Source organism: bacterium (assembly GCA_037128595.1).
In the GTDB taxonomy this organism is placed as follows: Bacteria; Verrucomicrobiota; Kiritimatiellia; order CAIKKV01; family CAITUY01; genus JAABPW01.
Genome location: JBAXWB010000012.1, coordinates 21,373 through 45,335, shown reverse-complemented (window position 1 = coordinate 45,335; position 23,963 = coordinate 21,373). Strand labels below are relative to the sequence as shown.

The following is a 23,963-nucleotide window of genomic DNA, read 5'->3' as shown; positions in this document are numbered from 1 at the left end:
ACGGGTCGATTTTGAAGAACATTCTTACCCACCTTGGCTGGCCGGGTCATTGTTTCGACCTATTTGGCGAAATCGAAAGATTAAGATTTTGAACACGCGAAGCTCGCAAAGGATGACAATCGGCTATACGCCTCAGATACATTGACGTTGCCGTTGATGCTAGTTCCGCCCTAATCTGAAGGGCAATAAATATCGACCCCGAGAATCCAACTACGGATCCTGCTATCTCAAATACTTTCCCGGGTATCTTCTGTAAATTCATTATTTAATAATTCCCACCGCTTGAACTCACCTGAGCCCGCTTCGGGCGTCAGGTGGAGTGAATGGTTAGGCCACATTTTCTTGTAAAGCCAACCAAGCTGCCTTTTGAATTTTTTCGCAATGCTGTTGATTAATGTTGACCAATTCATCGCCGTTGACACAAATTCTATTCGGAAGGCCAACTGGCGAACGCTTCTGAATGACAGAATAAAATACACAGGAAGCCAAGTAACTGCCACTAGGACTTGTATGTTCGCCATCAATATCGTATAAATTAATACTAGGTTCTGAGCGCAGGATTCTATGCCATGCTCTTGAAACAGGAACGGGGGTAGCTTTGATGGCCTGCGCTACCTGCATAAACGCACTGTCGAGTGTGACTTGATTTGATGGCATCCTTTTTTCTGCCCAGGTCATAAACAAAAGCACTTCGGCACGCGTTTTTTGAATATAAGGTAGCAAAGACTTGCAGTCGTCAAGCAAGACATTGTATCCATCAAATGGGTGCGTTTTCTGCTGCAGAACAATGTAGTCCCAGTCATGGTATTGGATCGCCATTTGAATATCCTGTTGTTTTGAGTGCCCGCCGATTGTCATCCCCCCCGTAGCATACATGGCGGTGTCAACATCGGGATTATTTTGGCGAATAAGTTCGCGCACTTGAAAAGGCACCCCATGGTTGAATGTGTGACTATTACCAATAAACAAAATTTTCATGATTAAGTGGAACCTCTATTATGTAATGAGGGGGTGCCTTTTATAGGGAATACAGCATAGTCAATTAGTACCGCCTAACGGTTACCTTCTCGGTCGGCGCGTCAGCGACGTACAGAGCGAGGTGTGGTTGGCCAATTGTTTTATCTGAACAAGTCCGAATGTGTCCCGGTTCGTTCAAGCCTCAGTGAATCATTGTCAGCAGTGTAAATCAGGATCCAGTCGGGTTCCACGTGGCAATCGTGCGAGGGCTTCCACTCTCCGACAAGGGGATGATCTCTGTGCTTTGGATCGAGTGGTGTTCCCGAGACGAGTTGTCGCACAATCGCCTTGAGTTTTGCCAGATCCTTCCCGCGTTTCCTCATCTTCTTGATGTCACGGGCGAACTGGGTGGTCTGCGAGACCTTCTTCATTTCTTCCAGCTCTCAAACATGGCATCCAATGACTCAAACTCCTGAACATCTTCGCCCCGGCGGCTCTTTTCAAGGGTGTCCGCAGTGCATTCGTTGGGGACGGCCACAGCGAATGGGAGCCCATGTCTGAGCATGATCTGCCGATAAAAAATCCGTATCGCCTCTGTCGGGCTGATCCCGAGATTATGCAAGACACCTTCTGCCTGCCGTTTGATCTGCGGTTCGATTCTCGCATGGATGACTGCTGTTTTCATGAATTCAGTGTGTCACATCCGCAACACATTTATCAAGTCATTCTTTCTAGCCAACGTTGCGGCTCACTGGCACCGAACCTGTCAGAATGAGGTGTACAGTGCGGCCGGTGGTTCGCAATTCATCTGGTTTTCCAGTAGTCAGGATCGCGGGGCTGATGCATGACTGCCATGATGACAATTCGTCTCGGTTGATTCCGGAACAATACGCCAAAGGGGAAAGTTTTTGTGAGGCACCGACGTACATCAAGATCGACGGTCGGGTACAGGTGTGGATTCAAAAGAATGCGATTGATGGCATCCTGTACCGACGCCAGAAACCTTCTTCCTAGATCAGGCTGTTGTTCCTCGTAATAGGCCGCCGCCGCGAGCATTTCGGATTCGGCGTCGGGATGGAACTTTAAGGCCTTCATGCAAGCGCGGCGTATGCCCTGGCAAAAACGGCATCCGCATCATGAAGTTCAACTGTGCCACGATCCAATTCGGCGCACCGCCGCCGAACTTCCTTTTTCCATTTGGCCGACAATGCGGGGGCATCGGAGGCATCAAGGCTCTCGATCAGTTTCTCGGCAACAAATGCCCGTAACACAGGGGGAAGCCCCATCGCTTCCGTCATGACTTTTTCCGCTGTAATACTCATGCCAGCATTATACCCTTTACGAGTTCGTCATCAATCAGTCTTTTGTCATCTGCGAACGTTGGCGGTGACCGGCGGTGAACCCGCCAGGGTTCACCGTACGTGTCCGCCGCCTTGTTAGCCTATGTCTTGTTTCTCCGAAATGCGATACGAAGCCACCAAGCGGAGACGATTCCGAACCCGAGCGGACAGACAACGAGAAGGAACAAGACCACAAGATGACTGACGTGTATCTGGTGGCCCTCCTTGCCCCAGTAAAATGGTACGCCCCGCACCAGTGACGTGACCATCTCGAATCCAGAGACCCACAGCATCAGGAAGCAAATGAAGATAAGAAGCGCAAGGGTGCCGCCTACGCCCGCAATAAGTCGTTTCATGATATTCCTCCGCCGGCTAACGCTGGCGCTTTGGCTGAGGCGCGTCAGCGCCGATAGCCAGGAGCGGCTGGTTCTGCGGTTTTCATGTTTTAAAATACAGGCCACGAGAAGGCGCTATTTTCTCCACGGCCTGCCGGATCGCCTTTCTCATCCTGAACCAAAGCGTCAACTGGGTCAACAAACCTGCGCCTTTCATTTCCCGCTTAAATCGTTCTTTGATTTCGGCGGTCGCTTGACCAACCCGGTCCTTGGTAGCCGGATCCTTTAGCAATCTGATCCTGCCATCTGAAACTATTCGGTCATTTTTCATCATCATTCTTGCAGAACGTTCGGGTTCATTGGACGCTGGAAGCGCCAGCTTCCGGCGGTACAGTGCGACCCATGGTTCGGATGACTTTGATGCCGATTCCGTTTTCCCCAACAACAATCTGACGGCCTCTGAACACCCAAATGTTGGTCGTGATGGTATGTTGCCTACAATCAACCGTGAAAGATGCGCCGCTGCTCCAATCGCCCGGCGCGGTTTTGTATTCCATTGTGCCCTGCGGAGAAACGGTCATTTGAACCTTGCGCGACTGTGATCCCGTTCGCTGGACAGTAACGGTTGTCGTAGCATTGCTCGTGTTCCGGATTTCAAGGCAGACACCGGCGTACGATGGCACAGGAAAAACAAGGAACAACGCAATGAGGATGAGTAATCCCGCCACCAACCGCCATGTCTTCCTGACGATGTGCAGGTAAAGACCACCGCCCATCAATCCTGTTTGAATGCCGATGTTCAGAAGATATCCACCCGCCGTCATACCCGTGAGCGGTTCGATGTGTGGCCACCATAGAACGCAAGCCCACGCACACCAAGCCAACGTCAAGCAAGACCAGATGATGACAGGGATCTTCTTTTGGTTGTTCATTTCATCATCTTCTATCCGAACCGGCGAAAATCACGGGAGGCGAAGCCGTACCGTGATTTTTCTGGTTCGATTCAATTTCATTTGGTCAATTCAACATGATTCAGCGGCGCATGCACTTCATGTGCTTTCTTAATCACAGCCATGAGATTCCCAATTTTGCGGTCCAGATCACGTCGGCTGGCGTCCGAATCCACACCCATTTGCCGCCATTGAAGACTGACTGCTGGGCCATTAGCGATATTCAACTGAACAGTGCGCGGGCCAAGTGCTTTGACGCTAGTAAGTTCCAGTCCTCTCTCTTGGGCTACTTTCCGAACCTGATCAAGCGCTAGCGCCATGTTAACCGTGCGGGACTCATCGTTTTCCTGAACATTGGATAGCAACTCTGCGCGTATCTGATCTACCAGTTTCTGGGTCTGTTTCACTCCCAGGTAATTACCAATCAACAGGCCTACAACCAAGCCCACCACAACCCCAACCATAAAATGTTTCATTTTCATCAATTTATCTCAAATCCAACGCGACTCTTGACCCGCGGTGAGCGTGCGAGCCGTCGCGGTCAAAGAGGTGGTTCGCGGATTATTTTGCGGCTTCAATCAGTTGCATGTCAGACTTAAGCAGCCGGTTGACAACAGCCGAAATATCAGAACGTCTACTGGATGCGATTTTTTCCACAAAACTCAACACATCTGAGTCGAGATAAACGGGCAAGTTCATCTTCGCATCCGGCCGAAAGAATTTCTCGCGCACTCCCTTTGAAAAGTCATATCCCTTTTTCATATCATTTCTCCATGTACTGACTGATTTCACGCCTGACGGCCTTTCGAGACGAAATAATCCTGATGCAGGCATTTGATTCGCAGCTTTCCTGGTACGTGTGGTGCACCACCAAAACTCCACCGCTGGCCGAAAGGCCAATCGTCACCCAGCGATCTTCAGTTTTGCTGTGTTCTTCATCAAACACCGTGATGGCCCTTGGGTCACGGAAAACATGCGTCGCTTGCTCGAATCGCACACCATGATTTTCCGATTAAGACGATCTTTTACGGGATCCCACTCGAAATCATAATTCATCGGGTTGCCCCTTGTTTATTCATATATTTGGCATTCTGCGACAAAGGCAAAATAAATAAACAGGCCGTCTTTGCCTGCCGGTGTTGGGACGCCAGCTCCTTCGCTTTAACGATAATTGGGGGCTCAGTCACCTTGAAAACGACCAGCGCAGAAGTCGGATCCCACTTCACTATATCTTCGATATTTATCTGCAAAAGATTGGGCAATGCCTTGGCTTGTTCAATGGTTATAGAGAAGAGGACGACAGAGTCGTCTTGTTCCTCCATTTCGACCGAACATTCAAAGGCCACCTCCGGTTGGTGCGGCGAATGCTCGATAGATCGCTTACCAAAAATGGCGGTATACTGCCCATTCGGCGAGTCTACTCCTTGAGAGAAACCACGACAAAATAGGATTTTCCGGATAAAGCGCAGCACACGACTTGCATATCTACTAATGGTGCCCGCATTTTTTCTGGATTTCCGTTTGCGAAACGGCAGGCTGATGAAATACGCAGACACCATGGTAAAAGGCGCGCCAAAATAGATCAGGCCGAGATCGCCAGCATGTATACCCGGCTCGAGTACCGCCAATTGTGGAGACTGGGGATCGTAACCTGGATTGACCTCCCGCCCTCTTGGGTATCGCCCAACGAGTCTTTCGGTCAATCGGCTGGACGAGGAGTCCCACAGGCGTGCTGCACGAATATTGTCCGATACATATCGCTGTTGGCCAACCCAATATTCAAACTCAATTCTGGATCCATAGACAGTGTATCGACGCTGATCTGAATCGGTAGACTCCCGCTGAGTTACTTCGCTAACCAGTATGCGCCCATTGGTCAATGGCCACTTCGAACTCTTCATGCAATTGCGAAGGTCCAAAATTCCCAGTGTCAATACGCACGGCCCCAAGAGAACAAGCAATAGCAGAATGAATCCCGCAAAAATTCCGCCACCTGAATTATTTTTCATTTAATGCCATTGCGAACGTCCTGCTCTCGGGCGGCGTCAGCCGTACCGAGAAGCGGGTGGTTGGAGTTTACCATTTTGTTACTTCTATTTCAGCTTTGCCGTTTCTTTCGGTGATGTAAATCCCGCCCGGTTTTGTGATCAATGAATCTTTGCAACCGTCTGGTGGTCTGGTGACCTCAAAATGTTTACCCAGAAACCGAATCACCTCTGACTCACCTGTCAAAACCCCCTGCCCATAGCCAAAGTGGTATTTATCATTCATTGCCATTTTGACAATAGGAATGGCCAGAACAGATGCCAGGAGGAAACCTGCTATGAATCCACATATCAGTTTCTTCATATTTTCTTACTCCAACGCTGGCGCTTTGGCTGAGGCGCGTCAGCGCCGATAGCCAGGAGCGCCTTGTTCACAGTTTTGAATATTTCTGTCTCCCGGATACGATCCAAATTACTGGAATACTGACCACCGATATCAGTGAGGTCAGTAAAACCGCCCCTGCGAACGAAACCCCGATGATTTCGACACCCGAATCATATCGTTTTCCAACAATCATCAGCAGAATTACGAACGTCAGGACAAGCAATAACGAAAACAGCTTGCGGCGCATCGCGACAAATCTCCGAACTCTAGTCTTATTGCTATCGTTCTCCATCATCATCTCATCTGTGAACATATAGTCTGCGTCATAATAGGATTTCTGATTTCTTTTTCGGAACAGCATTTGACGCTTACGTTATTGCCAGGCGCCTGACTGACTGGAAAAGATGGTAGGCAGCATCCCCATCAGGGTCAAGCCATTCTCCTAACCACCTGACTCTCAATCCATAACAGAAAATATCCCTCTCCACACTCCTCGACTCAAACGGACGAAGCGGGGGTTGGATTCAAGATTTCGCAATGACGCACTTGCCCTTCTGACAGGCAATATGCGTCACCATCCAAAATCCGGGACTTTAAATTCAATACTGCGGCCAGCGCCTGCAGGGTGAAAATGACCGGGTAAAGTCGCTCTGAATACCAAAGCTGAGCAAAGTAAAGTCCTATGGGCGCTGAGTCAAACCGGGTCCCCTGATGGGTTCGCCTCAACAGCCATGCAGCTCCGCGCCGGACCGCTTCATCCCCGTCATCGATATTCAGCGCAGCGATCGCAAGAGCGGTCTCCTCCACCGTCGATGGGGCCCCGGCGGCACCGCCCCAGCCCCCGTCTTCATTCTGGGAATTCAGGAGCCAAGCCGTCCCTCGCCCGACCAGAACGCCGCGTTCCGGAAGTCGGCCCGGGGTCAGGCGGCTCAACGCCCGAACCACATGGGCCGTGCCGTAGGTAGGATTGGCCTGACGCGGAGCCATTTGATTTCCAAACCATAGCGGAAGCCAGGAGCCAAATGATTAAACAGGATCTCTGAAAACCGGCTCCGTTAATAGTTGCCGGTGCAAATAAATAGGACGGATTCCGTCATAACACCCGGCTGAGGGATACCCCGACCGTGCGGGGCGCCCCATTTTCACCCACATAACCAGAGGGGGCTAACTGATAAGGAAAAGCGATGGGCACGTAGTCCTGATCGAAGAGATTGTTGACCCAGGTCTCCACCCGCCACAGGCGGGTCCCCACCCCCACACGGGTGTTGACGAGCACGTAGTTGTCCTGCGCTTCCGCATTGCTGGCATCATAGTAGTACGATCCTGTTCCCACCCCTTCCAACCGGATAAAGCCGGTGTACCGGGCATACAGAATTTGTGAATACTCGGTGCCGGCATGCCAGGTGAGGTGCGGGGCAAAGGGTAATTCGTTCCCACTGACATCCGTTCCTCCGGACCGGCTGTCCGGGCGGAACTCGGACGTCAAGAAGCCAACCCCGCCGAACAGGGCCAGGCCTGACACCGGCCTGACGCTCAATTCCAGCTCCCCTCCCTCGCTCTGGGCTTTCCCGGCGTTATCAATGAAGAACACGCCCGGCGCGCCTGCCGGGACATCCAACTGCAGGTCATCCCAATCGGTCCTGAATACCGCGGCATTGACCACCACCCGATTCTTGAGCCAGGCCGTCTTCAGGCCGGCCTCATAGGTCAAACTGGTTTCTTCATTAAATTCAGTATGGCCGGGGATGGCCATGGTATTGAAGCCGCCGGCCTTATAGCCTTTGGAGGCCTGTACATACGGCAGCATATCCGGGGTCAGGCGATACCCGAGCGACGCGCGCGGACTGACCTGATTGAAGTCCTGTTCGTCACTCCGGGCGGACTCCGGCATGAAGGCCGGGTTGGCATATTGCCGCAAATCGGCCGAGCGGTGCTCGTAGTCATCACGGAGCCCCAGCCCCAGCTCGAGCCGCTCATCCACCGTGAATACCCCCTGCCCGTAGAGATTGATTCCGGCGTCATTCAGGTCCGCATCGTCATGCTGTTGATAGGCCAGCGGCAACCCGAGCATCGCCACCGCACCTGGCCGGTAATCATTGAAGGCACGCTGCTGATACGTAGAATGATAGGCCATGGTGCCCAGCAGCCAGCGCAGGGTCACCAGGTCGCCCAGCTTAACCGGCGCCGCTTCGGCGGAGGTCAGGCGAAGGTCTTCAATCCACGCCTCCTGATTTTCTGCATTGTCACGCCGGATGAGATCCGCCGGCGTCGCATCCAGGTCGGTCTGATCATGTGAGCGCCACCATTGGAAGGCGGTGATGGATGTGAGATCCACTTCCGCGCCCCGGCGCGTGGCCGTAAACACCGGCTGGGACAAATCCCGTTCGGAGCCGCCCTCATAGTCATGAGCCACATGGTAAGGCCGGGCCCGCAATGAGGCCAGATCGCCCAGCGCATAATCCCCATCGCGATCGGCTTCCCCGCTGACGCTGAGCCGATAACTCCACGGCCCTTCATCCGGCCACAACACCTGGGCACGCCCGAAAAAAGACTCCCGACTGTCCAACTGGTTCCCGGTGACATCATTTTTGGTATACCCGTCACGCGTGGAATAGCCAGCACTCAGGCTACCGGCGGCTTTATGCGGCCCGACCGGCCCCTCCGTTGAAACGCGAGTATCAAAAAAACCGGCATCGCCCCCCGCCAGACTCACGGAGGTCACCGGCTCGCGACCGGGCAGGCGGGGCACCACATTGATCGCGCCGCCCAGCGTATTCCGCCCATAGAGAGCGCCCTGCGGGCCCCGCAGGAATTCGATCCGCTCCACATCCAGGAACTCCTGATTGGCCGTGGCATAGGATAACTGGGGAACCCCGTCAATGATTGTGGTCACCGCGGCCGAGTTCCGCCCCGATCCAATTCCCCGCAAATAAGGGAAGGTCAGGCGCCGGACCGAAAAATCACCCATCGTCAGATTGGGAACATAGCGGGCGGCATCACGTAGATCCTTCACCCCGGCCGACTTCATGTCATCGGCAGACTGAACGGTAACGGCCCCGGGGACCGCCTGAAGCGGCTCGGTCCATTTGCGTGCCGTGACCACGACGGTTTGGACCTCGGTGGTCTGGGCGAAGACATCAGAAGTCATCTCTAAAAATCCCAACCCGACCAGTACACCCGTCACCCAAGTCGCCATCGCTGTTTTTTTCAGTTTCATGGGGATCATCCATTATTCTAATAGTGCTTCAAAATCAAACAGAAATATGGGATCGTGAGGGCCAACATACTGACAAAAGAGAGGCAGACACTATGAAACCAATTTTTGTACTCGCGGGTTTGATCTTGGGCGGCGTGCTGGCCAACCATGGGCTGGCGGCAGACCAGAAGGATTGGCCGCAGTTCCGGGGCGCCGATCAGGACGGGATCTCAAAAGACACCCAATGGAATCCACAAGCCGTATCCAGTGGTGGCAAAATCGCCTGGAAAACCAATGTCGGTGCCGGATATGCCAGCGTGGCTGTATCGGGCGACAGGGTGTTTACGGTGGGCAACAAAGATAATCAGGACACAGTCTATGCCCTGAACCTCAAAGACGGCACCCTCCTCTGGAAATACTCCTATCCCTGCCCCGGCGGTGGCTATCCAGGGCCAAGAGCCACACCCGCCACTGATGGAAAACGGGTTTATACCTTAGGCCGGGAAGGCCAGCTGTTCTGCCTGAACGCGGACACCGGCGCGGTTCAATGGCAGAAAAACCTGCTCACGGAATTTAAGTCCAACAACCTTAAGTGGGGGCTTTCCGCGTCCCCCGTGATCAAGGGCAACCTGCTCCTGCTCAATGCCTGTGAATACGGGATCGCGTTGAATCGCATGACTGGCGAGAAAATCTGGGCCAGTCCGGCAGGAACCGGGGGCTATGCGGCCCCCGTCGTGTACACCTCCGGCAAAACGGAATGCCTGGCCGTGTTTGGGGCAAAAGCCATCTACGGCGTAGAGCTGAATAGCGGTAAAAAACTCTGGTCCAGCGACTGGGAAACCAGTTATGACGTGAATGCGGCGGATCCCATTCCCCTCAATGGCAAACTCTTCATCTCATCAGGTTATGGTAAAGGCGCCAGCGTACTGGATGTAACGGGACCCCAACCGCGGGCCGTCTGGACCAGCAAAATCATGCGTAATCATTTCAGCAGTTGCGTCCTCATTAATGGATTCCTCTACGGAATCGACGGCAATACCGGGAATGGCTCCCTGAAGTGCATTGATTTTGCCACCGGCACCGAAAAATGGGCCCATAACCTCGGCTTTGGCTCTCTGACCGCGGCAGGGGACCGGTTAGTGGTTCTCAACGAAAAAGGCGAGCTGTTCGTCGTCAAGGCCTCCCCCACCGCCTTTGAACAGATTGCGTCAGCAGGCAAGATTCTGGAGAAAACCTGCTGGACCGCGCCGGTCCTCTGTCGCGGCCTGATCTTCTGCCGCAATGATAAAGGGGATCTCGTCGTGCTGGATGTGAGCAAATAGCCTTTTAAAACTATGGGAAACAGGGCTAAGGAATTTTTTCCCGTACTCGCGATCGTGGTCGCGGGGGTCGCCGTTTCCGCCATGCTGCTTGCCTGGTGGCGAGGCAGTACTGGTGATGCCGCCTTGCTGTCGCGACGATTGCCCCTTCCGGGCGAACTCCCCTCCGCCGCCACAGCCACCATACCGGGCGAGACGGTCAACATCGGCGAAAAGTTTGCCACCTTCCCGGGGATTCCCGCCCTCGCCGCAGGCGCCTGGCCCGGCTTTCGCGGTTCCAATCACGACAACATTGCCCCCGTTCAGGAGACGTTGGCCAATACCTGGCCGCCGGGAGGACCACCCGTTTTGTGGACCGTTGACCTGGGAGAGGGCTACGCCGGACCAGCCATTCTGAATGGCCGCGCCTACCTCCTGGATTATGACGCCAGCGAAAATGCCGATTCACTCCGCTGCTTTTCCATGGACGATGGCCGTGAAATCTGGCGACGCTGGTATAAGGTCCACATCAAGCGCAACCACGGCATCTCCCGCACCGTTCCCGCCGTTTCAGATGAAGTCGTCGTGACCATTGGCCCGCGTTGTCACGTCATGTGTGTCGACGCCAAAACAGGAGCGTTCCGCTGGGGGATCGATCTCGAAAAGGATTGGGGCACCACGACCCCCATGTGGTACACGGGTCAATGCCCGCTCCTGACGGATAACCAGGCCATCATCGCGGTCGGAGGTAAAGTCCTATTGATGGGCGTCGATTGCGCCACGGGCAAAATCATCTGGCAGACCCCCAATCCGAAAAACTGGCAGATGTCGCATGCGTCCATTACGCCAATGGAATGGCAGGGAAAGAAAATGTATGTGTACGCGGCGATCGGGGGGATCATCGGGGTGTCCGCCGAGAAGGGCGAGGAAGGAAAAATCCTCTGGCAAACTGACGAATGGAAATTTCAAGTCGTAGCCCCTAGTCCGGTGCCTCTGGAGAACGGTCGCTTTATGGTCACCGCCGGTTACGGGGCCGGTAGCGCCCTGTTCCGGCTGACCCAGGAGGCCGGGTCAATGGGAGCCATCCTGGAACGTCGGCTTGAGAAAACAGAGTTTGCCTGCGAGCAGCACACCCCCATCTATTACCAGGGCTTCCTATATTCGATCCTCCCGGCCGATGCCGGCGGGTTCCGGAAACAGGCCGTCTGCATGGCTCCCGACGGAACGGTCCAGTGGAAAAGCGGCTCCACAGAACGGTTCGGCCTGGGCCCGTTCATGATCGCGGACGGGAAACTGCTGCTGCTTGAGGATAACGGTCTGTTGACCATGATCGAGGCCTCGCCAAAAGGATATGTCAAACTCGCACAGGCCAAAGTTCTGGAGGGAAAGGAAGCCTGGGCACCCATGGCTCTGGCGGGGGGACGTCTGCTGGTCAGGGACTATAGCCAGATGAGGTGTTTGGATCTGCGGGGGATAGATTCTTTCAAGACGAACAATACCCCTCACCTCAGTCCTCTCCCCCAAGGGGAGAGGAAGCAGACCATCATTGCTCCAACAGGAATTCCCTCTCCCCTTCTTGTCCGCCGTAGCCTTGGCGCAGGAGGAGAGGGAGAGGGTCAGGGTGAGGGGATTCAATGGATCAAGCCGTCCCTCTCCAATCTCACCGCTCTGGCCGTGGATCGCGCTGACCGGATCATCGCCGGCTCCATGACGGCCATGGAAATCCTGGACCCCAAAGGAACGTCTCTGGCCCGCATCGCGCTCAATGAACCCGTCCGCTGCCTGGCGACCTCGGCCCAGGGCGATATCTTTGCCGGCCTCAATGATCATGTGGAAGTCTTTGATTCGAAGGGTGTTCGCAAAGCCGTCTGGAAAAGTCCCGCCCCTAACGCCATGCTCACCTCGATCGCCGCCTCATTGTCTCATGTTTTTGTCGCCGACTGCGCCAATCGGATGGTCTGGCGCTTCACGCTGGCCGGCGAACCCGCCGGGCGGATCGGGCAGAAGGATCAAGCTCAGCGCAAGGAAGGCTTCGTGGTTCCCAGCGCCTTCTTCGATCTGGCGGTGGCGGCCGATGAGTCGCTCTGGGTGGTCAACCCCGGCTTGCACCGGCTGGAGCATTTCACCGCCGAAGGCCAATTCATTGAGGCCTGGGGAAATTATTCGATGGAGGCCTCCGGCTTTTGCGGCTGCTGCAACCCCTCCAATATGGCACTGACCCCTGCGGGCGAATTCATTACCAGCGAAAAACATATTGTCAGGGTCAAGCAATATGACGCCAAGGGACGATTGAAAGACGTGATTTCAGGCCAGGAAGATTGGCCTGAGAACGCCGTGGGCCTCGATCTTGCAGTAGACAGCACCGGACGAATTCTCGTGCTCGACCCCACCGCAGATGTAATAAGAGTGTACATAAAGAAATGAAAGCAGCCCTTCAAAGTCGCCGTGAATTTATCCGCAACCTGATGCGTGGGGCCATGCTGGTGGCCTTGGCCTCGTTGGGCGGCGGCGTTCTTTTGCGTAAACGCTGCACCAAGACGAGCAGTTGCGCCGGCTGTCCGGAGTTTCCCACTTGCGAGGACCCTACCGCCTCATCGTTCCGCCCGCCTGCCCCGCAACGCACGGTCTGGCAACTGGATCCGGCTAAATGCATCCAATGCGGACAATGTGCCACCCACTGCGTCCTCCCGCTCTCCGCCGTCAAATGCGTGCACCGCTTTGAAATGTGCGGTTACTGCAAACTCTGTTTCGGTTTCTTTCTGCCCGGTGCCGCCAGCCTGACCAGTGCCGCCGAAAACCAGGTCTGCCCCACCGCCGCCATCAAACGCACCTTTATCGAGGAGCCTTATTTTGAATACACCATCGATGAGCCGCAATGCATCGGATGCGGGCGTTGCGTGAAAGGGTGTGGTGCCTTTGGAAACGGTTCACTCGTCCTGCAGGTGCGCCATGATCGCTGCCTCAACTGCAACGACTGCGCCATCGCCCGGGACTGCCCGGCCGGAGCCTTCAGCCGGGTTCCTGCCAATCAGCCCTACCTCTTTAAGCCTAAGGGGCCGACCCCATCACGGGAATCCACCGGTTCAAACCATTCCGGCACCTGGGTCAACCGAGGATAATCGCTCCACCATGAAGAATATTGTACAGAAGCTCACGAAGGATACCGATCCACTCCGCCTTTGGCGGACGCCCCAATACCCCTTCGCGATCTTTGCGGGCTTCTGTTCAATACTCTTACTCCTTTCGACACTGACAACTGAAGCCGACAACCGTTTCCCCAAGCCCCAGTTCGAGAGCGGCTATTCGATGCCAACCGCCTCTGCTCCCGCAGCCCGGTCCCTCGCCCTTGAAGGACTCGATGTGGCGGTTTTGTTTGGAACCCTGTCACTGGCCGCCTGGCTGGTGCTAAAAAAACGCTCGCGCCGGGGCGTCGTTCTTCTCACCCTGTTCTCGCTGCTCTATTTTGGATTCTTCCGAAAAGGCTGCGTCTGCCCGGTCGGCTCCATCCAAAACGTGGTAACCTGGCTATTCGACAGCCAGGCAGCCCTGTCCCTCAGCGTCACCGCCTTCTTTCTTCTCCCATTGATCTTTGCGCTGTTATTCGGCCGGGTCTTCTGTGCCGCCGTCTGTCCCCTGGGCACCATTCAGGATGTTGTCATACTGTCCCCCAAAAAAGTCCCGCCTGTCCTGGCCCAGATTCTGGGCTTTACCCCCTACCTTTATCTCGGGCTCGGAATCTTATTTGCCGCCACAGGGTCAGCCTATGTCATCTGCCGGCTTGACCCGTTTATCCCGATATTCCGGCTCAGCGGTGAGCTCCCCATGATGATCGCCGGCATCGTATTCCTGCTGATCGGCACTGTGATCGCACGGCCCTACTGCCGTTTTTTATGCCCCTACGGTGTCTTACTCAACTGGATGTCACGGCTGTCAAAATATCACGCCACGGTCACGCCCACTGACTGCATCAAATGCCGGCTTTGCGAGCCGGCCTGCCCCTTTGATGCGATTGAGTACCCCCGAGCCACCCCGCCTCCCGAAGCGCGGGCCGTCGGCTTACGTCGTTTGGCCCTGATGCTATTCCTGCTTCCAGTCCTGATTGGTGTATCCGGCTGGTCCGTCTCACGGGTTGCGCCGCTGTTGGCGCGCCAGAACCCCACGGTCCGATTATCCGAAACCCTGCGGCTCAATCAGCTACACCCACCGGCCAATCCGAGCCCGGAAGTCACAGCCTTTTCCGGAAGTGGCGTCAGACCGGAAGATCTCGCCCAACAAGCGGCGGCGATCCAAGTCCAGTTCCGGACCGGCAGCTGGATGTTGGGCGGCTTTCTGGGCGCCATCCTTGGCTTCCGCCTGATTGGATCGTCCCTCAAGCGACGCCGCGAGATCTATGCGCCCAACCGAGGCACCTGCCTGAGCTGTGCCCGCTGCTATTTGTCATGTCCGGAAGAGCATCAGAGGCAATTGCATCTTAAGGAAAGCGGGCCCCCATGATGGATCATACGAATACCATGATCACCTCATCGCGGCTTATCTACCGCCTCTGCTACACACTGGCGATCATCGCCTGCGCCTTCTCCCTCATCGTGGGGATGCTGATGGCGGCCAACCTGCTTACCATTCGCACGGCCTCCCCGCTCACTCTGCGAGAGTTGACACAATTGCAAGTGTCCCTGAAAGCCAATCCTGCGGATGACGCCGTAAAGGACAAAATCAGGGATCTGGATGTCGTGGCGCGGAGTTTTTATTTTAGCGGACTGAGTTCGCTCCGGTCTGGCTCCCTCCTGCTTCTTGGCGGGGTGGTGGTGGCGTTGATTAATCTGAAAGCGATCGTTCATCTCCGGCGCCGCCAACCTGACCCCCGGGATTTCCCGACCCTTCCGGATTCATTTGAATCCGCTGCTACCGCCCGTTGGGCGACGGGAGGATTGGCAGTCGCGCTGGTCGTAGGGGCGCTGATCCTGGGTCAGCGGCTCGGCGAACAGAGACGGCCAGCGGGGCCGCTGGCCCTCCCGCCTACCGAGGGGAGTCCACGCCCGAGCGCCGGGGTCCTTCCAAAAGAGTTGGATCGATTTGAAGCCGAGGCCGCCACCCACTGGCCCGGGTTCCGAGGCCGGTCGGGCAGCGGCGTCTCGCTCGCCACTAATTTCCCGATCACCTGGGACGGCCCCTCTGGCAGTCATATTCGCTGGAAGGCGCCTACCCCGCTCCCGGGCATGAGTTCACCCGTCGTCTGGGGAAATAAAATATTCCTGACCGGCGCCTCTGCGGAACAGCGGGACGTCTTCTGTTATGACCTCGCCACCGGCACCCTCCTCTGGCAAATGGGGGCCTCCCCCACCTCGGGTGTGGCAAAAGCCGCTCCTCAAGTAAATCAGGATACCGGGTATGCGGCTTCCACGCCCGTAACTGATGGCGTTTTCGTCTACTCCATCTTCGCCAACGGGGAGGTGGCCGCTATCGATCATTGCTCCGGATTGAGATGGACGACCGATCTGGGCCTTCCCATCAACCGCTATGGCTATGCCTCGTCTCTCGCCTTTTACAACAACCTGGTTCTCATCCAATACGATAACGAAACCGATAAGGGTGGCGTTTCGAACTTGATCGCGCTGGAGGCGGCCACAGGAAAACGCAGATGGGCCATTGCCCGCCCGGTCGCCGACGCCTGGCCGTCTCCTGTTCTGGTGACAACTCCAAACGGCCCGCAGTTAGTCACGGCCGCCAATGAATGGATTATCGCCTACCATCCTGAGTCGGGCGCGGAACTCTGGCGGGTAAAGGTGAGCGGCACCGACTCCTCATCCTCCCCTATCTTTGCCGGGGGGCTGGTGCTGGCCTCAGTCGCGGGCGACAAAATTTATGCCATACGGCCCGACGGCCATGGCGACGTCACCGCCACCCATGTTGCCTGGCAGTCGGAGTCGGGCGTCAGTGATGTGGCCTCACCCGTCAGCGACGGCGAGTTGGCTTATTTTGTGAATGCCAGCGGCGGCCTCTTCTGTCTCGAGGTGGCGACAGGCAAACTGGTGTGGGAGCACAGTCTGGATGGAGAATTCTACGGCTCGCCCGGCCTCGCCGGCAATCATCTCTATCTGGTCGCCCGCAGCGGGCAGGTCTTCATCCTTAAGGCCGGACGCCAGTATGAAGAACTTGGCCGGGCCAATCTCGGCGAGCCCAGCGATGGCTCACCCGTCTTTATCAACGGCACCATTCTCATTCGAGGCCTCAAACATCTTTTCTGCATCGGAGGGGCATGAAAAATAACCTCGACTCGGATCTCTCAATCGTTGACACGATTGTGACCGAATGCGGGCGCACGCCGGATAGCGTCATTCCGATCCTGCAGAAACTTCAGGCGCACTATCGCTATCTGCCGGAAGCGGCCTTGCACCGGGTCTGCGAACTCACCGAGATCACGCCGGCGTCCATCGCCGGCGTCTCCACCTTCTACTCCCAGTTCCGGCATAAACCGGTAGGGCGGCATATCATCAGCATCTGCCACGGGACGGCGTGTCACGTCAAAGGCGCCGACCATATCCACGACGCCCTGACCCGGCATCTGGGCATCGAGGGGGGCGCAGACACCGACCCGGCCGGCCTCTTCACGCTGGAACGGGTGGCCTGTCTCGGCTGTTGCACGCTGGCGCCGGTCATTAAAATCGATCAGGTCACCTATGGACACCTGACCCCCGAGACCGTGCCCCGCGCCGTTGAGGACTTTCTTGAGCTTGAGCAGCGCGAGGTCGTGCCGCGACACTACGACCCCTCACACGTCAGTTCCCCAGGGCTGACCGAAATCCGGATAGGCGTAGGCTCTTGCTGCGTGGCCGGCGGCAGTCAGGCCGTGCGGCAGGAACTCGAGGATGAAGTCAGGAAACTGGGGGCAGCGGCCGTCATCAAGCCGGTTGGCTGCGTAGGCATGTGCCACCAAACCCCGCTGGTCGAAATAGTGTCGGCCAAAGGAGAACCGGTCACCTACGCCAAAGTCCGCCCGGAAGACGCCGCCCAGCTGGTACGCCGGCACTTCAAACCCCAGGGTCTGGCCCGTCGCCTGCGCAGCGGCGTGACCCGCCTCATGGAACAGTTGCTCACGGATGAAGTCTGGGAGCCGGTCAACCGGTATGCATTGGATGTCAGGGATGCGCCCGTCTGCTCCTTCCTGGGGAAACAGAGGCGTATTGCAACGGAGTGGTGCGGCGATATCGACCCCTTGGATCTGGATGAATACTGCACCCACGACGGCATGACGGCGTTTACCACCTGCCTGAAACAGGAAAGGCCTGCCGACATCATTCATACGGTCTCCCAATCAGGTTTACGCGGGCGGGGCGGGGCCGGTTACCCCACCGGCGCAAAGTGGGCGCTGGTTCGCAAGGCCGCCGGCGCACCGAAATACATCATCTGCAATGGGGACGAGGGAGACCCCGGTGCCTTCATGGACCGGATGCTTCTGGAGTCATTTCCCTACCGGGTCCTGGAGGGAATGATGATCGCGGCTTATGCCGTCGGCGCCAGCGAAGGCATTCTCTACATTCGCGCGGAATATCCCCTGGCGATCCAGCGGATCCGGGAAGCACTGGCCCGGCTCCAGGCCCGCGGGTGGCTCGGCCCCGAGATCTTGGGAGGCAAGTACAGCCTGTCCCTACGGATCGTCGAAGGGGCCGGTGCGTTTGTGAGCGGTGAAGAAACGGCGCTCCTGGCCTCCATCGAAGGACAACGGGCCATGCCCCGGTACCGCCCGCCCTACCCGGCCGAGCGGGGGCTGCGGGATTGCCCCACCGCCATTAACAATGTGGAGACCCTGGCCATGATCCCCTGGATCCTGCGCCATGGCGCCGCCCGGTTTGCCGCCCTGGGAACGGCGACCAGCAAGGGAACCAAGGTGTTTTCGCTGACGGGTAAAGTCCGGCGCGGCGGCTTGATTGAAGTCCCCATGGGGATCACCTTGCGCGAAATCGTCGAGGAGATCGGCGGGGGCGCGGCAAATGGCAAACCTTTCAAGGCGGTTCAGATCGGCGGCCCTTCCGGGGGCTGCCTTCCCGCCTCCTGTGGCGAGACGCGCGTGGATTACGAAGCGCTGGCCGCAGCCGGCGGCATCATGGGCTCCGGGGGACTGGTGGTTCTGGATGACACCGACTGCATGGTGGACCTGGCTCGCTATTTCATGGCATTTACGCAACAGGAATCCTGCGGCAAATGCACCCCCTGTCGAGTCGGCACCAAGCGCATGCTGGAAATTCTGGAGCGCCTCTGTGCCGGACGCGGCCAGGCGGGGGACCTTGAGCGCCTTGACGCGCTCGCCCAAACCACCCGCTCAGGAAGCTTGTGCGGCCTGGGACGCACAGCACCCAATCCGGTATTATCCACCCTCCGTCATTTCCGTGCCGAGTATGACGCCCATCTGGCCGGGCGCTGCCCCGCCCTGAAATGCCAGGCTTTGATTGCGTACCGGATCAATGAGAAGTGCATCGGTTGCACCAAGTGCGCCCAGGCCTGTCCGGCCGGGGCCATTGACCTGACCCCCTATCAACCCCATACGATCCAGCAGGACAAATGTACCCGGTGCGATAGCTGCCGGCAGGTCTGCCCGACCGAGGCGGTCTGGATTGGGGATAATATATGCTGAAATTAAAAATCAACGGGACAGATATCACGGTCGAACCGGGCACCACGGTGCTTGAGGCGGCCCAAGCCGCAGGGATCCTCATCCCCTCCCTCTGTTATCTGAAGGGCGTGCCGCACTTCACCTCATGCATGATCTGCGTCGTTCAGGACCAGACCTCCGGCCGCCTGATCCCCGCCTGTAGTGCCCTCGCTACCGAAAGTATGGTGATCGAAACAGATACGCCCGCCGTCCGCCAGGCCAGAATCAGCTCCTTGAATTTACTCATGAGCGAACATGCGGGAGAGTGCGAGGCCCCCTGCACAACGACCTGTCCCGCCCACCTGAATATCCCGCTCATGATCCGCCAGATCGCGGCCGGGAACCTCGACGACGCACTGGCCACCCTTTACGGGGCCATTGCCCTGCCCGCCGTACTGGGCCGGATCTGCCCGGCCCCCTGCGAGAACGCCTGCCGGCGCGGCCGCCTCGATGCCCCTCTCTCAATCTGCCTACTGGAACGCTTTGCGGCCGATACGGCACTGGCCGAGCAACGCCCCCCAGAATCAACTCCCATGGAGGGCGCCGCTCTGTCGGCGCCTGCGCACCGCGTGGCCATTGTGGGTTCAGGCCCGGCCGGCCTGGCCACCGCCTTCCATCTCGCCCGGTCCGGGTATGCCTGCACCGTCTTTGATGAGCACGCTGAGGCGGGAGGCCAACTCCGGTATGGCGTGTCACGCGAGACGCTTCCCGCCTCCGTATTGGATCGCGAAATTGAACGTATCCAGCGGACCGGCGTCACGTTCCGCCTCAATACCCGTATCGGCCTGACAATCACGTTGCAGGATTTGAAATCTGGCTTTGATGCCATCGTCCTGGCGATCGGGAAAACCCCGGCTGATAGCCTTGCTGCCTGGGGCGTCGAAACCCATAGCCGGGGGATCAAGGTTAACGAACACTCGCTCCAAACCTCGGACGAGCGGATATTTGCAGGTGGCGAAGCCATTCAACCGGGGCCTCTGGCGGTCCGGGCGGTCGCCCATGGCAAACGTCTGGCCGTGGCCATCGATCAGTTCCTCAGGGGACTCCGCGTGACGGGTCCCGGCCGGCGCTTCGAGTCACGGCTGGGCAAGATCACGGAGAATGAAAGCCGGGAGCTCCTGAAAGACGCCTCACCGGCCGCACGCCGCACGCCTGGCGCCGGCTCGGGCTTCTCACAGGAGGAAGCGATCCGGGAAAGTGGACGCTGTATGCATTGTGACTGCCGCAAGGCGGAGGGCTGCAAACTGCGGGACACGATGGAGTTCTATATGACGGGCCCCATGCATATCCCGGCTGAGGGCAGAACGCCGCTGGCCAGGAATATCACCCATCCCCGCGTGATTTTCGAGCCTGGGAAATGCATCAAATGCGGCATCTGCATACGACTCACCACCCGGGCAGGCGAGCGCCCCGGCCTGACCTTCCTGAACCGGGGGTTTGATGCCGTGGTGGGGGCCCCCTTTGGCGAATCACTGGAGGCGGCATTAGGTCAATCCGCGAGTCACTGCGTCACGACCTGTCCGACCGGTGCCCTCGCGTGGAAGAATACTCCCACATTTATTTCTTAATTGTGTCGAGAATGAGTGCCCCTGCCTTTGTAAGTGGGCACACTGTAATCTTAGGATCCACGGGATACACATGTTGCCCAGAATGAACAATCCACAAATGGTCGAGGCCCAGGGATTCGATAGCACTCCGCATGGATCGGGTTACTTCCGGGGCCTCTGAATATTTGACCTCTACACCGTAGCGCCGACCGCCATGTATAAAAAACAGGTCCAGTTCGCCGCCGCTATAAGTCCCCCAGAAATAGGCGACCGCCGGATGGATCACCTCAAAAAGTTGCTCCACGACAAAGCCTTCCCAGGAGGCCCCCAGACGCGGATGGCCTGATAGCGAATGAAAATCGGTCAACGACAAAAGACTATGAAGCAGCCCCGTATCCCGAAGATATATTTTCGGGGCTTTGACCTGGCGTTTCCCGATATTTTCATACCACGGTTGCAGTTGCCTGATCATGTAGGTTTCCGTGAGGATATCCAGGTAGGAACGGATAGTCTTATCACTCAATCCCATGGAACGGGCTAACTCAGACGCATTCCAAACCTGGCCATGATAATACGCCAGCATAGTCCAGAAGCGCCGCATCGTCACAGCGGGAATCGTGATGCCGAGCTGAGGCAAATCTCGTTCCAGAAAGGTTCGGATAAGCCCTTCACGCCAAGCGAGGCTATCCTCATTGTTAGCAGCAAGAAACGAGCGTGGAAACCCCCCCCTCACCCACAAATCCCGCCATGGCCGCCCGCTGATTTCCGCAAGCGAAAAGCCGGTCATATCCACGAACTCCACCCGGCCGGCAAGGGTTTCCGATACCCCTTTTACGATGTGAGGGGTCGCGCTTCCCAGAATCAGGAAACAGGCGGGATTCAACTGACGATCCGCCAGGACGCGCAAAACGGAGAATAGCTCCGGCTTGATTTGAATTTCATCAATAACAACTAATCCCTTCAGGCTACCCAGGCTCATCTCTGGATTCTGCAAACGCTGACAGTCCTGGGGGGACTCAAGATCAAAAAAGGTGGTTGTATGGTGATTGGCTATCTGGCGTGCAAGGGTCGTTTTTCCGCATTGCCGCGGGCCCAGCAGTGCCACGACCGGCGCCCGCTTCATCGCCTGCTCCACGCGCGACAAATACTCTTTTCTGATGATCATGCGATTAAGCATATACTTGATTATTAGGAGATTCAATCCGAATAATCAATATCTTTGAGCAGGAAGGACGGGGCCAGACCGTGAATTACCACTTTTATGAAAGATGAGAGGGCTCCCTGATGATCTGCGCGAGCCGCATCTACGTATTGGGCTGAATATGAGTTTCGAGCGTTTGCGCGACTTGCTTACAGCCTGTGAACTCATTCCGCAGCGAAAGAGTCCGACGTCTTTTACTCGCTCGCTTTGGCCACAAGGTGGGTGCCGGAGAACACCAACCCGGGGTTGCACCCCGGGCTTAGGAATGGCACCCGCTTCGGGGTGCGGGAGCCATCAACAAACAATACAATGGAATGGAATGCAAACAACAGCGTCGTCCGTCTTGAATTCGATTTCAGTCAATGTTAACACGGTTTAGCATGATTGCAGGCATTCATTCCTCCAGGCACGGTTCCTCGCCTGGAAGGCTTCTTGAAAGATCAGGCCGGTGCCTGTAGACTGGCGCCATGGAGACCAAACCCACAGTCACACCGCGCGATGCGCAGGAGGACGCCACTGAGCTCATTCAGATCATGGGCCAATCCCTGAACATGGCGCTGCTTTACGGGGTTGCCCATAAGGTTACGCGCTCCTCCCTGGAAATCAGCTTTACCGTCATCAGTAAATTTATCGAATTCCATGAGCACATCCACTTCAGTGTCGCTGACGGCGCGTTGCTCATTAACGGGGAATCCACCTCCGACAGTCCACTGGCAACCAGCTTCGCGACCCGACTGACAGGCCTGAACCTGTTCAGCTTCACCATTGGAGCCGGGTTCTCCATGGATGAATGCGTTTCGCTCTTCTCCCTGCTGCTTACGCCTCCCTCCAAATTGGACCCGACCAAAACGGCGGCGGAACTGATGGAAGGGCTCGGGCTCAAACATATTGAAACCAAGTCCTTTTCCTATCGCCGCGTTTCTGAAGATGAGCCGGAAACGCCCACCGCCGAAGCCAGTCCGGAGCCAGCCGCCATCGAGACGGCTTCAGCTCAACCCGATCTCGATAATATCATGGCGTTCCTGAAGGAGGATGCCCTGGCTGACCCCACCCGTTCTGCCGAGGATATACGGCATCTGGCTGCTGACACCGAAAAACTGGCGGAACTGATTCTTCGCGCGGTCGAAATCCGCTCCAGCATGGCCAACCTTGCCGAGGGGGAATCCCTCACGGATCTGATTGTGGGCTGCATCCAGAAGGTGGTCCAGCCGATTCTCAAAGACCCCGACGCCAAGACCCAAAAAGGCCGCAAGCACATCAAACATTCCCTACTGATGCTTGAGAAGGCCCTGTTGGAGCGCTTGAGAAGCCTGGCGGGCGACCAGGCCGCCCATGCTACCGAAGCCATCATGGATGATCTCGTGGAAGAGCTCGATATGGATGCGATTGCGAGCAAATACATGAAAAGCCGGCGCCTCGCCGAAAAAGACAGCCAGAAAATTTCCCGCCTGATCGACCGTGCGGCGGACGACCCGGCCCAACTCGAGGAACTGCGGGATCGTCTGGTGGATCAAGGGCTCACCCCGGCGGGCTGGCAGGAACTCACGGTTAAACTGGCCCCTCCCCCCTCCGGCCCGGGCCCGGGCGGCACAGGCGCGGGCGGTGCCACCAGCGACGGCGTCAACGAAATCAAGGTACTGACCCTCCTGCTGGCCCGGATCGGGGAAACGATCCATCACCCCCCCGCCACCGGGGCTTCCGCAGCCGTCCAGACCCTCATCAGCGAAACCGGGCAGCACCTTTCCGCACTCGCGGATATCACCGACAAGAAAATACAGACCCTGCAAACCCTGCTTACGGACGAAGAAAGAAATCCCGTCCTGCCCCGGAAAGAGCTGATCGAAATTCTAGCCGAAATTGCCCAGGAAATTATGCAGCCCCTGACGATCATTACCGGAACCACGGCGATGCTCCGGAGCCTCCGGGCTGGCCCGCTAAGCGACGCCCAGGGTGAATTACTGAGCATGATCGCGGAAAGCGGGGAGCGCATGATTATCCTGGTTTCACATCTGATGGACCTGGCCGGCACGCCTGAGTCAAAACAGCCCGATCAGGCCATTCTGGACGCGGCCTATCAAAAATCCCCACCGTCTTGACAGCAGCTGAAACTGGGATTAATGTC

24 protein-coding genes are annotated in these 23,963 nt (G+C 56.8%); 8 read left to right on the top strand and 16 right to left on the bottom strand.

Annotated elements, in window-relative coordinates; genetic code table 11:
• Positions 1-327: 327 nt before the first annotated feature.
• The 15 genes from WCS52_09115 to WCS52_09045 form a co-directional block, all read right to left on the bottom strand.
• The gene (locus WCS52_09115) at positions 328-978 is read right to left on the bottom strand and encodes a DUF4886 domain-containing protein (protein MEI6167342.1); all 651 of its coding nucleotides are present in this window, start codon (positions 976-978) and stop codon (positions 328-330) included.
• Positions 979-1,118: 140 nt separating this feature from the next.
• Entirely contained in the window at positions 1,119-1,388 is a 270-nt protein-coding gene (locus tag WCS52_09110; GenBank protein ID MEI6167341.1) for a type II toxin-antitoxin system YafQ family toxin, read from the bottom strand.
• On the bottom strand, positions 1,385-1,642 hold the full coding sequence (locus WCS52_09105) for a type II toxin-antitoxin system RelB/DinJ family antitoxin (GenBank protein MEI6167340.1): 258 nt from the start codon (positions 1,640-1,642) through the stop codon (positions 1,385-1,387). The genes WCS52_09110 and WCS52_09105 overlap by 4 nt, the downstream gene beginning before the upstream one ends.
• A 119-nt stretch (positions 1,643-1,761) precedes the next feature.
• Positions 1,762-2,052 (bottom strand): type II toxin-antitoxin system RelE/ParE family toxin, encoded by a 291-nt coding sequence (locus WCS52_09100; GenBank protein ID MEI6167339.1) that lies wholly within the window; start codon positions 2,050-2,052, stop codon positions 1,762-1,764.
• The gene (locus WCS52_09095) at positions 2,049-2,279 is read right to left on the bottom strand and encodes an addiction module protein (GenBank protein MEI6167338.1); all 231 of its coding nucleotides are present in this window, start codon (positions 2,277-2,279) and stop codon (positions 2,049-2,051) included. The genes WCS52_09100 and WCS52_09095 overlap by 4 nt, the downstream gene beginning before the upstream one ends.
• Before the next feature lie 119 nt (positions 2,280-2,398).
• Positions 2,399-2,653, bottom strand: a complete 255-nt coding sequence (locus WCS52_09090) for a hypothetical protein (GenBank protein MEI6167337.1) — start codon at positions 2,651-2,653, stop codon at positions 2,399-2,401.
• A gap of 82 nt (positions 2,654-2,735) precedes the next feature.
• Entirely contained in the window at positions 2,736-2,969 is a 234-nt protein-coding gene (locus tag WCS52_09085) for a hypothetical protein (GenBank protein MEI6167336.1), read from the bottom strand.
• Between the two features lie 19 nt (positions 2,970-2,988).
• Entirely contained in the window at positions 2,989-3,564 is a 576-nt protein-coding gene (locus WCS52_09080; protein MEI6167335.1) for a hypothetical protein, read from the bottom strand.
• 77 nt (positions 3,565-3,641) lie between these two features.
• Positions 3,642-4,064, bottom strand: a complete 423-nt coding sequence (locus WCS52_09075; GenBank protein MEI6167334.1) for a hypothetical protein — start codon at positions 4,062-4,064, stop codon at positions 3,642-3,644.
• A 79-nt stretch (positions 4,065-4,143) separates the two neighbouring features.
• Positions 4,144-4,344 (bottom strand): hypothetical protein, encoded by a 201-nt coding sequence (locus tag WCS52_09070; GenBank protein ID MEI6167333.1) that lies wholly within the window; start codon positions 4,342-4,344, stop codon positions 4,144-4,146.
• Position 4,345: 1 nt separating this feature from the next.
• Positions 4,346-4,579: a BrnT family toxin gene (locus WCS52_09065; protein ID MEI6167332.1), complete on the bottom strand. Its 234-nt coding sequence runs from the start codon at positions 4,577-4,579 to the stop codon at positions 4,346-4,348.
• Between the two features lie 55 nt (positions 4,580-4,634).
• Complete coding sequence (locus tag WCS52_09060; protein MEI6167331.1) at positions 4,635-5,591, bottom strand: DUF3592 domain-containing protein; 957 nt, start codon at positions 5,589-5,591, stop codon at positions 4,635-4,637.
• A gap of 67 nt (positions 5,592-5,658) precedes the next feature.
• Entirely contained in the window at positions 5,659-5,931 is a 273-nt protein-coding gene (locus WCS52_09055; GenBank protein MEI6167330.1) for a hypothetical protein, read from the bottom strand.
• A 519-nt stretch (positions 5,932-6,450) separates the two neighbouring features.
• On the bottom strand, positions 6,451-6,939 hold the full coding sequence (locus WCS52_09050; GenBank protein MEI6167329.1) for a prenyltransferase/squalene oxidase repeat-containing protein: 489 nt from the start codon (positions 6,937-6,939) through the stop codon (positions 6,451-6,453).
• A 106-nt stretch (positions 6,940-7,045) separates the two neighbouring features.
• The gene (locus tag WCS52_09045) at positions 7,046-9,169 is read right to left on the bottom strand and encodes a TonB-dependent receptor (protein ID MEI6167328.1); all 2,124 of its coding nucleotides are present in this window, start codon (positions 9,167-9,169) and stop codon (positions 7,046-7,048) included.
• A gap of 92 nt (positions 9,170-9,261) precedes the next feature.
• On the opposite strand from WCS52_09045, the gene WCS52_09040 reads away from it, so the two are divergent.
• The 7 genes from WCS52_09040 to WCS52_09010 are packed head-to-tail and all read left to right on the top strand — an operon-like array spanning position 9,262 to position 20,661.
• Entirely contained in the window at positions 9,262-10,470 is a 1,209-nt protein-coding gene (locus tag WCS52_09040) for a PQQ-binding-like beta-propeller repeat protein (GenBank protein ID MEI6167327.1), read from the top strand.
• Between the two features lie 12 nt (positions 10,471-10,482).
• Positions 10,483-12,870, top strand: coding sequence for a PQQ-binding-like beta-propeller repeat protein (locus tag WCS52_09035; protein ID MEI6167326.1), 2,388 nt, complete (start codon positions 10,483-10,485; stop codon positions 12,868-12,870).
• Positions 12,867-13,565, top strand: a complete 699-nt coding sequence (locus WCS52_09030; GenBank protein MEI6167325.1) for a ferredoxin — start codon at positions 12,867-12,869, stop codon at positions 13,563-13,565. Before WCS52_09035 ends, WCS52_09030 begins: the two co-directional genes overlap by 4 nt.
• A gap of 10 nt (positions 13,566-13,575) precedes the next feature.
• A complete protein-coding gene (locus tag WCS52_09025) occupies positions 13,576-14,940 on the top strand; it encodes a 4Fe-4S binding protein (GenBank protein MEI6167324.1) in 1,365 nt (454 codons plus the stop codon).
• Positions 14,937-16,706 (top strand): PQQ-binding-like beta-propeller repeat protein, encoded by a 1,770-nt coding sequence (locus WCS52_09020; GenBank protein ID MEI6167323.1) that lies wholly within the window; start codon positions 14,937-14,939, stop codon positions 16,704-16,706. Before WCS52_09025 ends, WCS52_09020 begins: the two co-directional genes overlap by 4 nt.
• Positions 16,703-19,075 carry an NAD(P)H-dependent oxidoreductase subunit E gene (locus tag WCS52_09015; protein MEI6167322.1) on the top strand — a complete coding sequence of 791 codons (2,373 nt, stop codon included), beginning with the start codon at positions 16,703-16,705 and terminating at the stop codon, positions 19,073-19,075. Before WCS52_09020 ends, WCS52_09015 begins: the two co-directional genes overlap by 4 nt.
• Positions 19,069-20,661 carry an FAD-dependent oxidoreductase gene (locus tag WCS52_09010; GenBank protein ID MEI6167321.1) on the top strand — a complete coding sequence of 531 codons (1,593 nt, stop codon included), beginning with the start codon at positions 19,069-19,071 and terminating at the stop codon, positions 20,659-20,661. Before WCS52_09015 ends, WCS52_09010 begins: the two co-directional genes overlap by 7 nt.
• On the opposite strand, the gene WCS52_09005 is transcribed toward WCS52_09010, so the two are convergent.
• A complete protein-coding gene (locus tag WCS52_09005) occupies positions 20,651-21,805 on the bottom strand; it encodes an ATP-binding protein (GenBank protein MEI6167320.1) in 1,155 nt (384 codons plus the stop codon). The two genes, WCS52_09010 and WCS52_09005, sit on opposite strands and share 11 nt — an antisense overlap.
• Before the next feature lie 503 nt (positions 21,806-22,308).
• Between WCS52_09005 and WCS52_09000 the strand changes: the two genes are divergently transcribed.
• Positions 22,309-23,937 (top strand): histidine kinase dimerization/phospho-acceptor domain-containing protein, encoded by a 1,629-nt coding sequence (locus WCS52_09000; protein MEI6167319.1) that lies wholly within the window; start codon positions 22,309-22,311, stop codon positions 23,935-23,937.
• The last annotated feature ends 26 nt before the right edge of the window (positions 23,938-23,963 follow it).

Bases quoted from the DNA above. Each gene is read 5' to 3' on its own strand.
- WCS52_09025 (MEI6167324.1), top strand. From the start codon at position 13,576: ATGAAGAATATTGTACAGAAGCTCACGAAGGATACCGATCCACTCCGC.
- WCS52_09080 (MEI6167335.1), bottom strand. From the start codon at position 3,564: ATGAACAACCAAAAGAAGATCCCTGTCATCATCTGGTCTTGCTTGACG.
- WCS52_09040 (MEI6167327.1), top strand. From the start codon at position 9,262: ATGAAACCAATTTTTGTACTCGCGGGTTTGATCTTGGGCGGCGTGCTG.
- WCS52_09020 (MEI6167323.1), top strand. From the start codon at position 14,937: ATGATGGATCATACGAATACCATGATCACCTCATCGCGGCTTATCTAC.
- WCS52_09055 (MEI6167330.1), bottom strand. From the start codon at position 5,931: ATGAAGAAACTGATATGTGGATTCATAGCAGGTTTCCTCCTGGCATCT.
- WCS52_09045 (MEI6167328.1), bottom strand. From the start codon at position 9,169: ATGAAACTGAAAAAAACAGCGATGGCGACTTGGGTGACGGGTGTACTG.
- WCS52_09060 (MEI6167331.1), bottom strand. From the start codon at position 5,591: ATGAAAAATAATTCAGGTGGCGGAATTTTTGCGGGATTCATTCTGCTA.
- WCS52_09105 (MEI6167340.1), bottom strand. From the start codon at position 1,642: ATGAAAACAGCAGTCATCCATGCGAGAATCGAACCGCAGATCAAACGG.
- WCS52_09015 (MEI6167322.1), top strand. From the start codon at position 16,703: ATGAAAAATAACCTCGACTCGGATCTCTCAATCGTTGACACGATTGTG.
- WCS52_09050 (MEI6167329.1), bottom strand. From the start codon at position 6,939: ATGGCTCCGCGTCAGGCCAATCCTACCTACGGCACGGCCCATGTGGTT.
- WCS52_09115 (MEI6167342.1), bottom strand. From the start codon at position 978: ATGAAAATTTTGTTTATTGGTAATAGTCACACATTCAACCATGGGGTG.
- WCS52_09005 (MEI6167320.1), bottom strand. From the start codon at position 21,805: ATGATCATCAGAAAAGAGTATTTGTCGCGCGTGGAGCAGGCGATGAAG.
- WCS52_09095 (MEI6167338.1), bottom strand. From the start codon at position 2,279: ATGAGTATTACAGCGGAAAAAGTCATGACGGAAGCGATGGGGCTTCCC.
- WCS52_09035 (MEI6167326.1), top strand. From the start codon at position 10,483: ATGGGAAACAGGGCTAAGGAATTTTTTCCCGTACTCGCGATCGTGGTC.
- WCS52_09085 (MEI6167336.1), bottom strand. From the start codon at position 2,969: ATGATGATGAAAAATGACCGAATAGTTTCAGATGGCAGGATCAGATTG.
- WCS52_09030 (MEI6167325.1), top strand. From the start codon at position 12,867: ATGAAAGCAGCCCTTCAAAGTCGCCGTGAATTTATCCGCAACCTGATG.
- WCS52_09100 (MEI6167339.1), bottom strand. From the start codon at position 2,052: ATGAAGGCCTTAAAGTTCCATCCCGACGCCGAATCCGAAATGCTCGCG.
- WCS52_09000 (MEI6167319.1), top strand. From the start codon at position 22,309: ATGGAGACCAAACCCACAGTCACACCGCGCGATGCGCAGGAGGACGCC.
- WCS52_09090 (MEI6167337.1), bottom strand. From the start codon at position 2,653: ATGAAACGACTTATTGCGGGCGTAGGCGGCACCCTTGCGCTTCTTATC.
- WCS52_09010 (MEI6167321.1), top strand. From the start codon at position 19,069: ATGCTGAAATTAAAAATCAACGGGACAGATATCACGGTCGAACCGGGC.
- WCS52_09075 (MEI6167334.1), bottom strand. From the start codon at position 4,064: ATGAAAATGAAACATTTTATGGTTGGGGTTGTGGTGGGCTTGGTTGTA.
- WCS52_09110 (MEI6167341.1), bottom strand. From the start codon at position 1,388: ATGAAGAAGGTCTCGCAGACCACCCAGTTCGCCCGTGACATCAAGAAG.
- WCS52_09070 (MEI6167333.1), bottom strand. From the start codon at position 4,344: ATGAAAAAGGGATATGACTTTTCAAAGGGAGTGCGCGAGAAATTCTTT.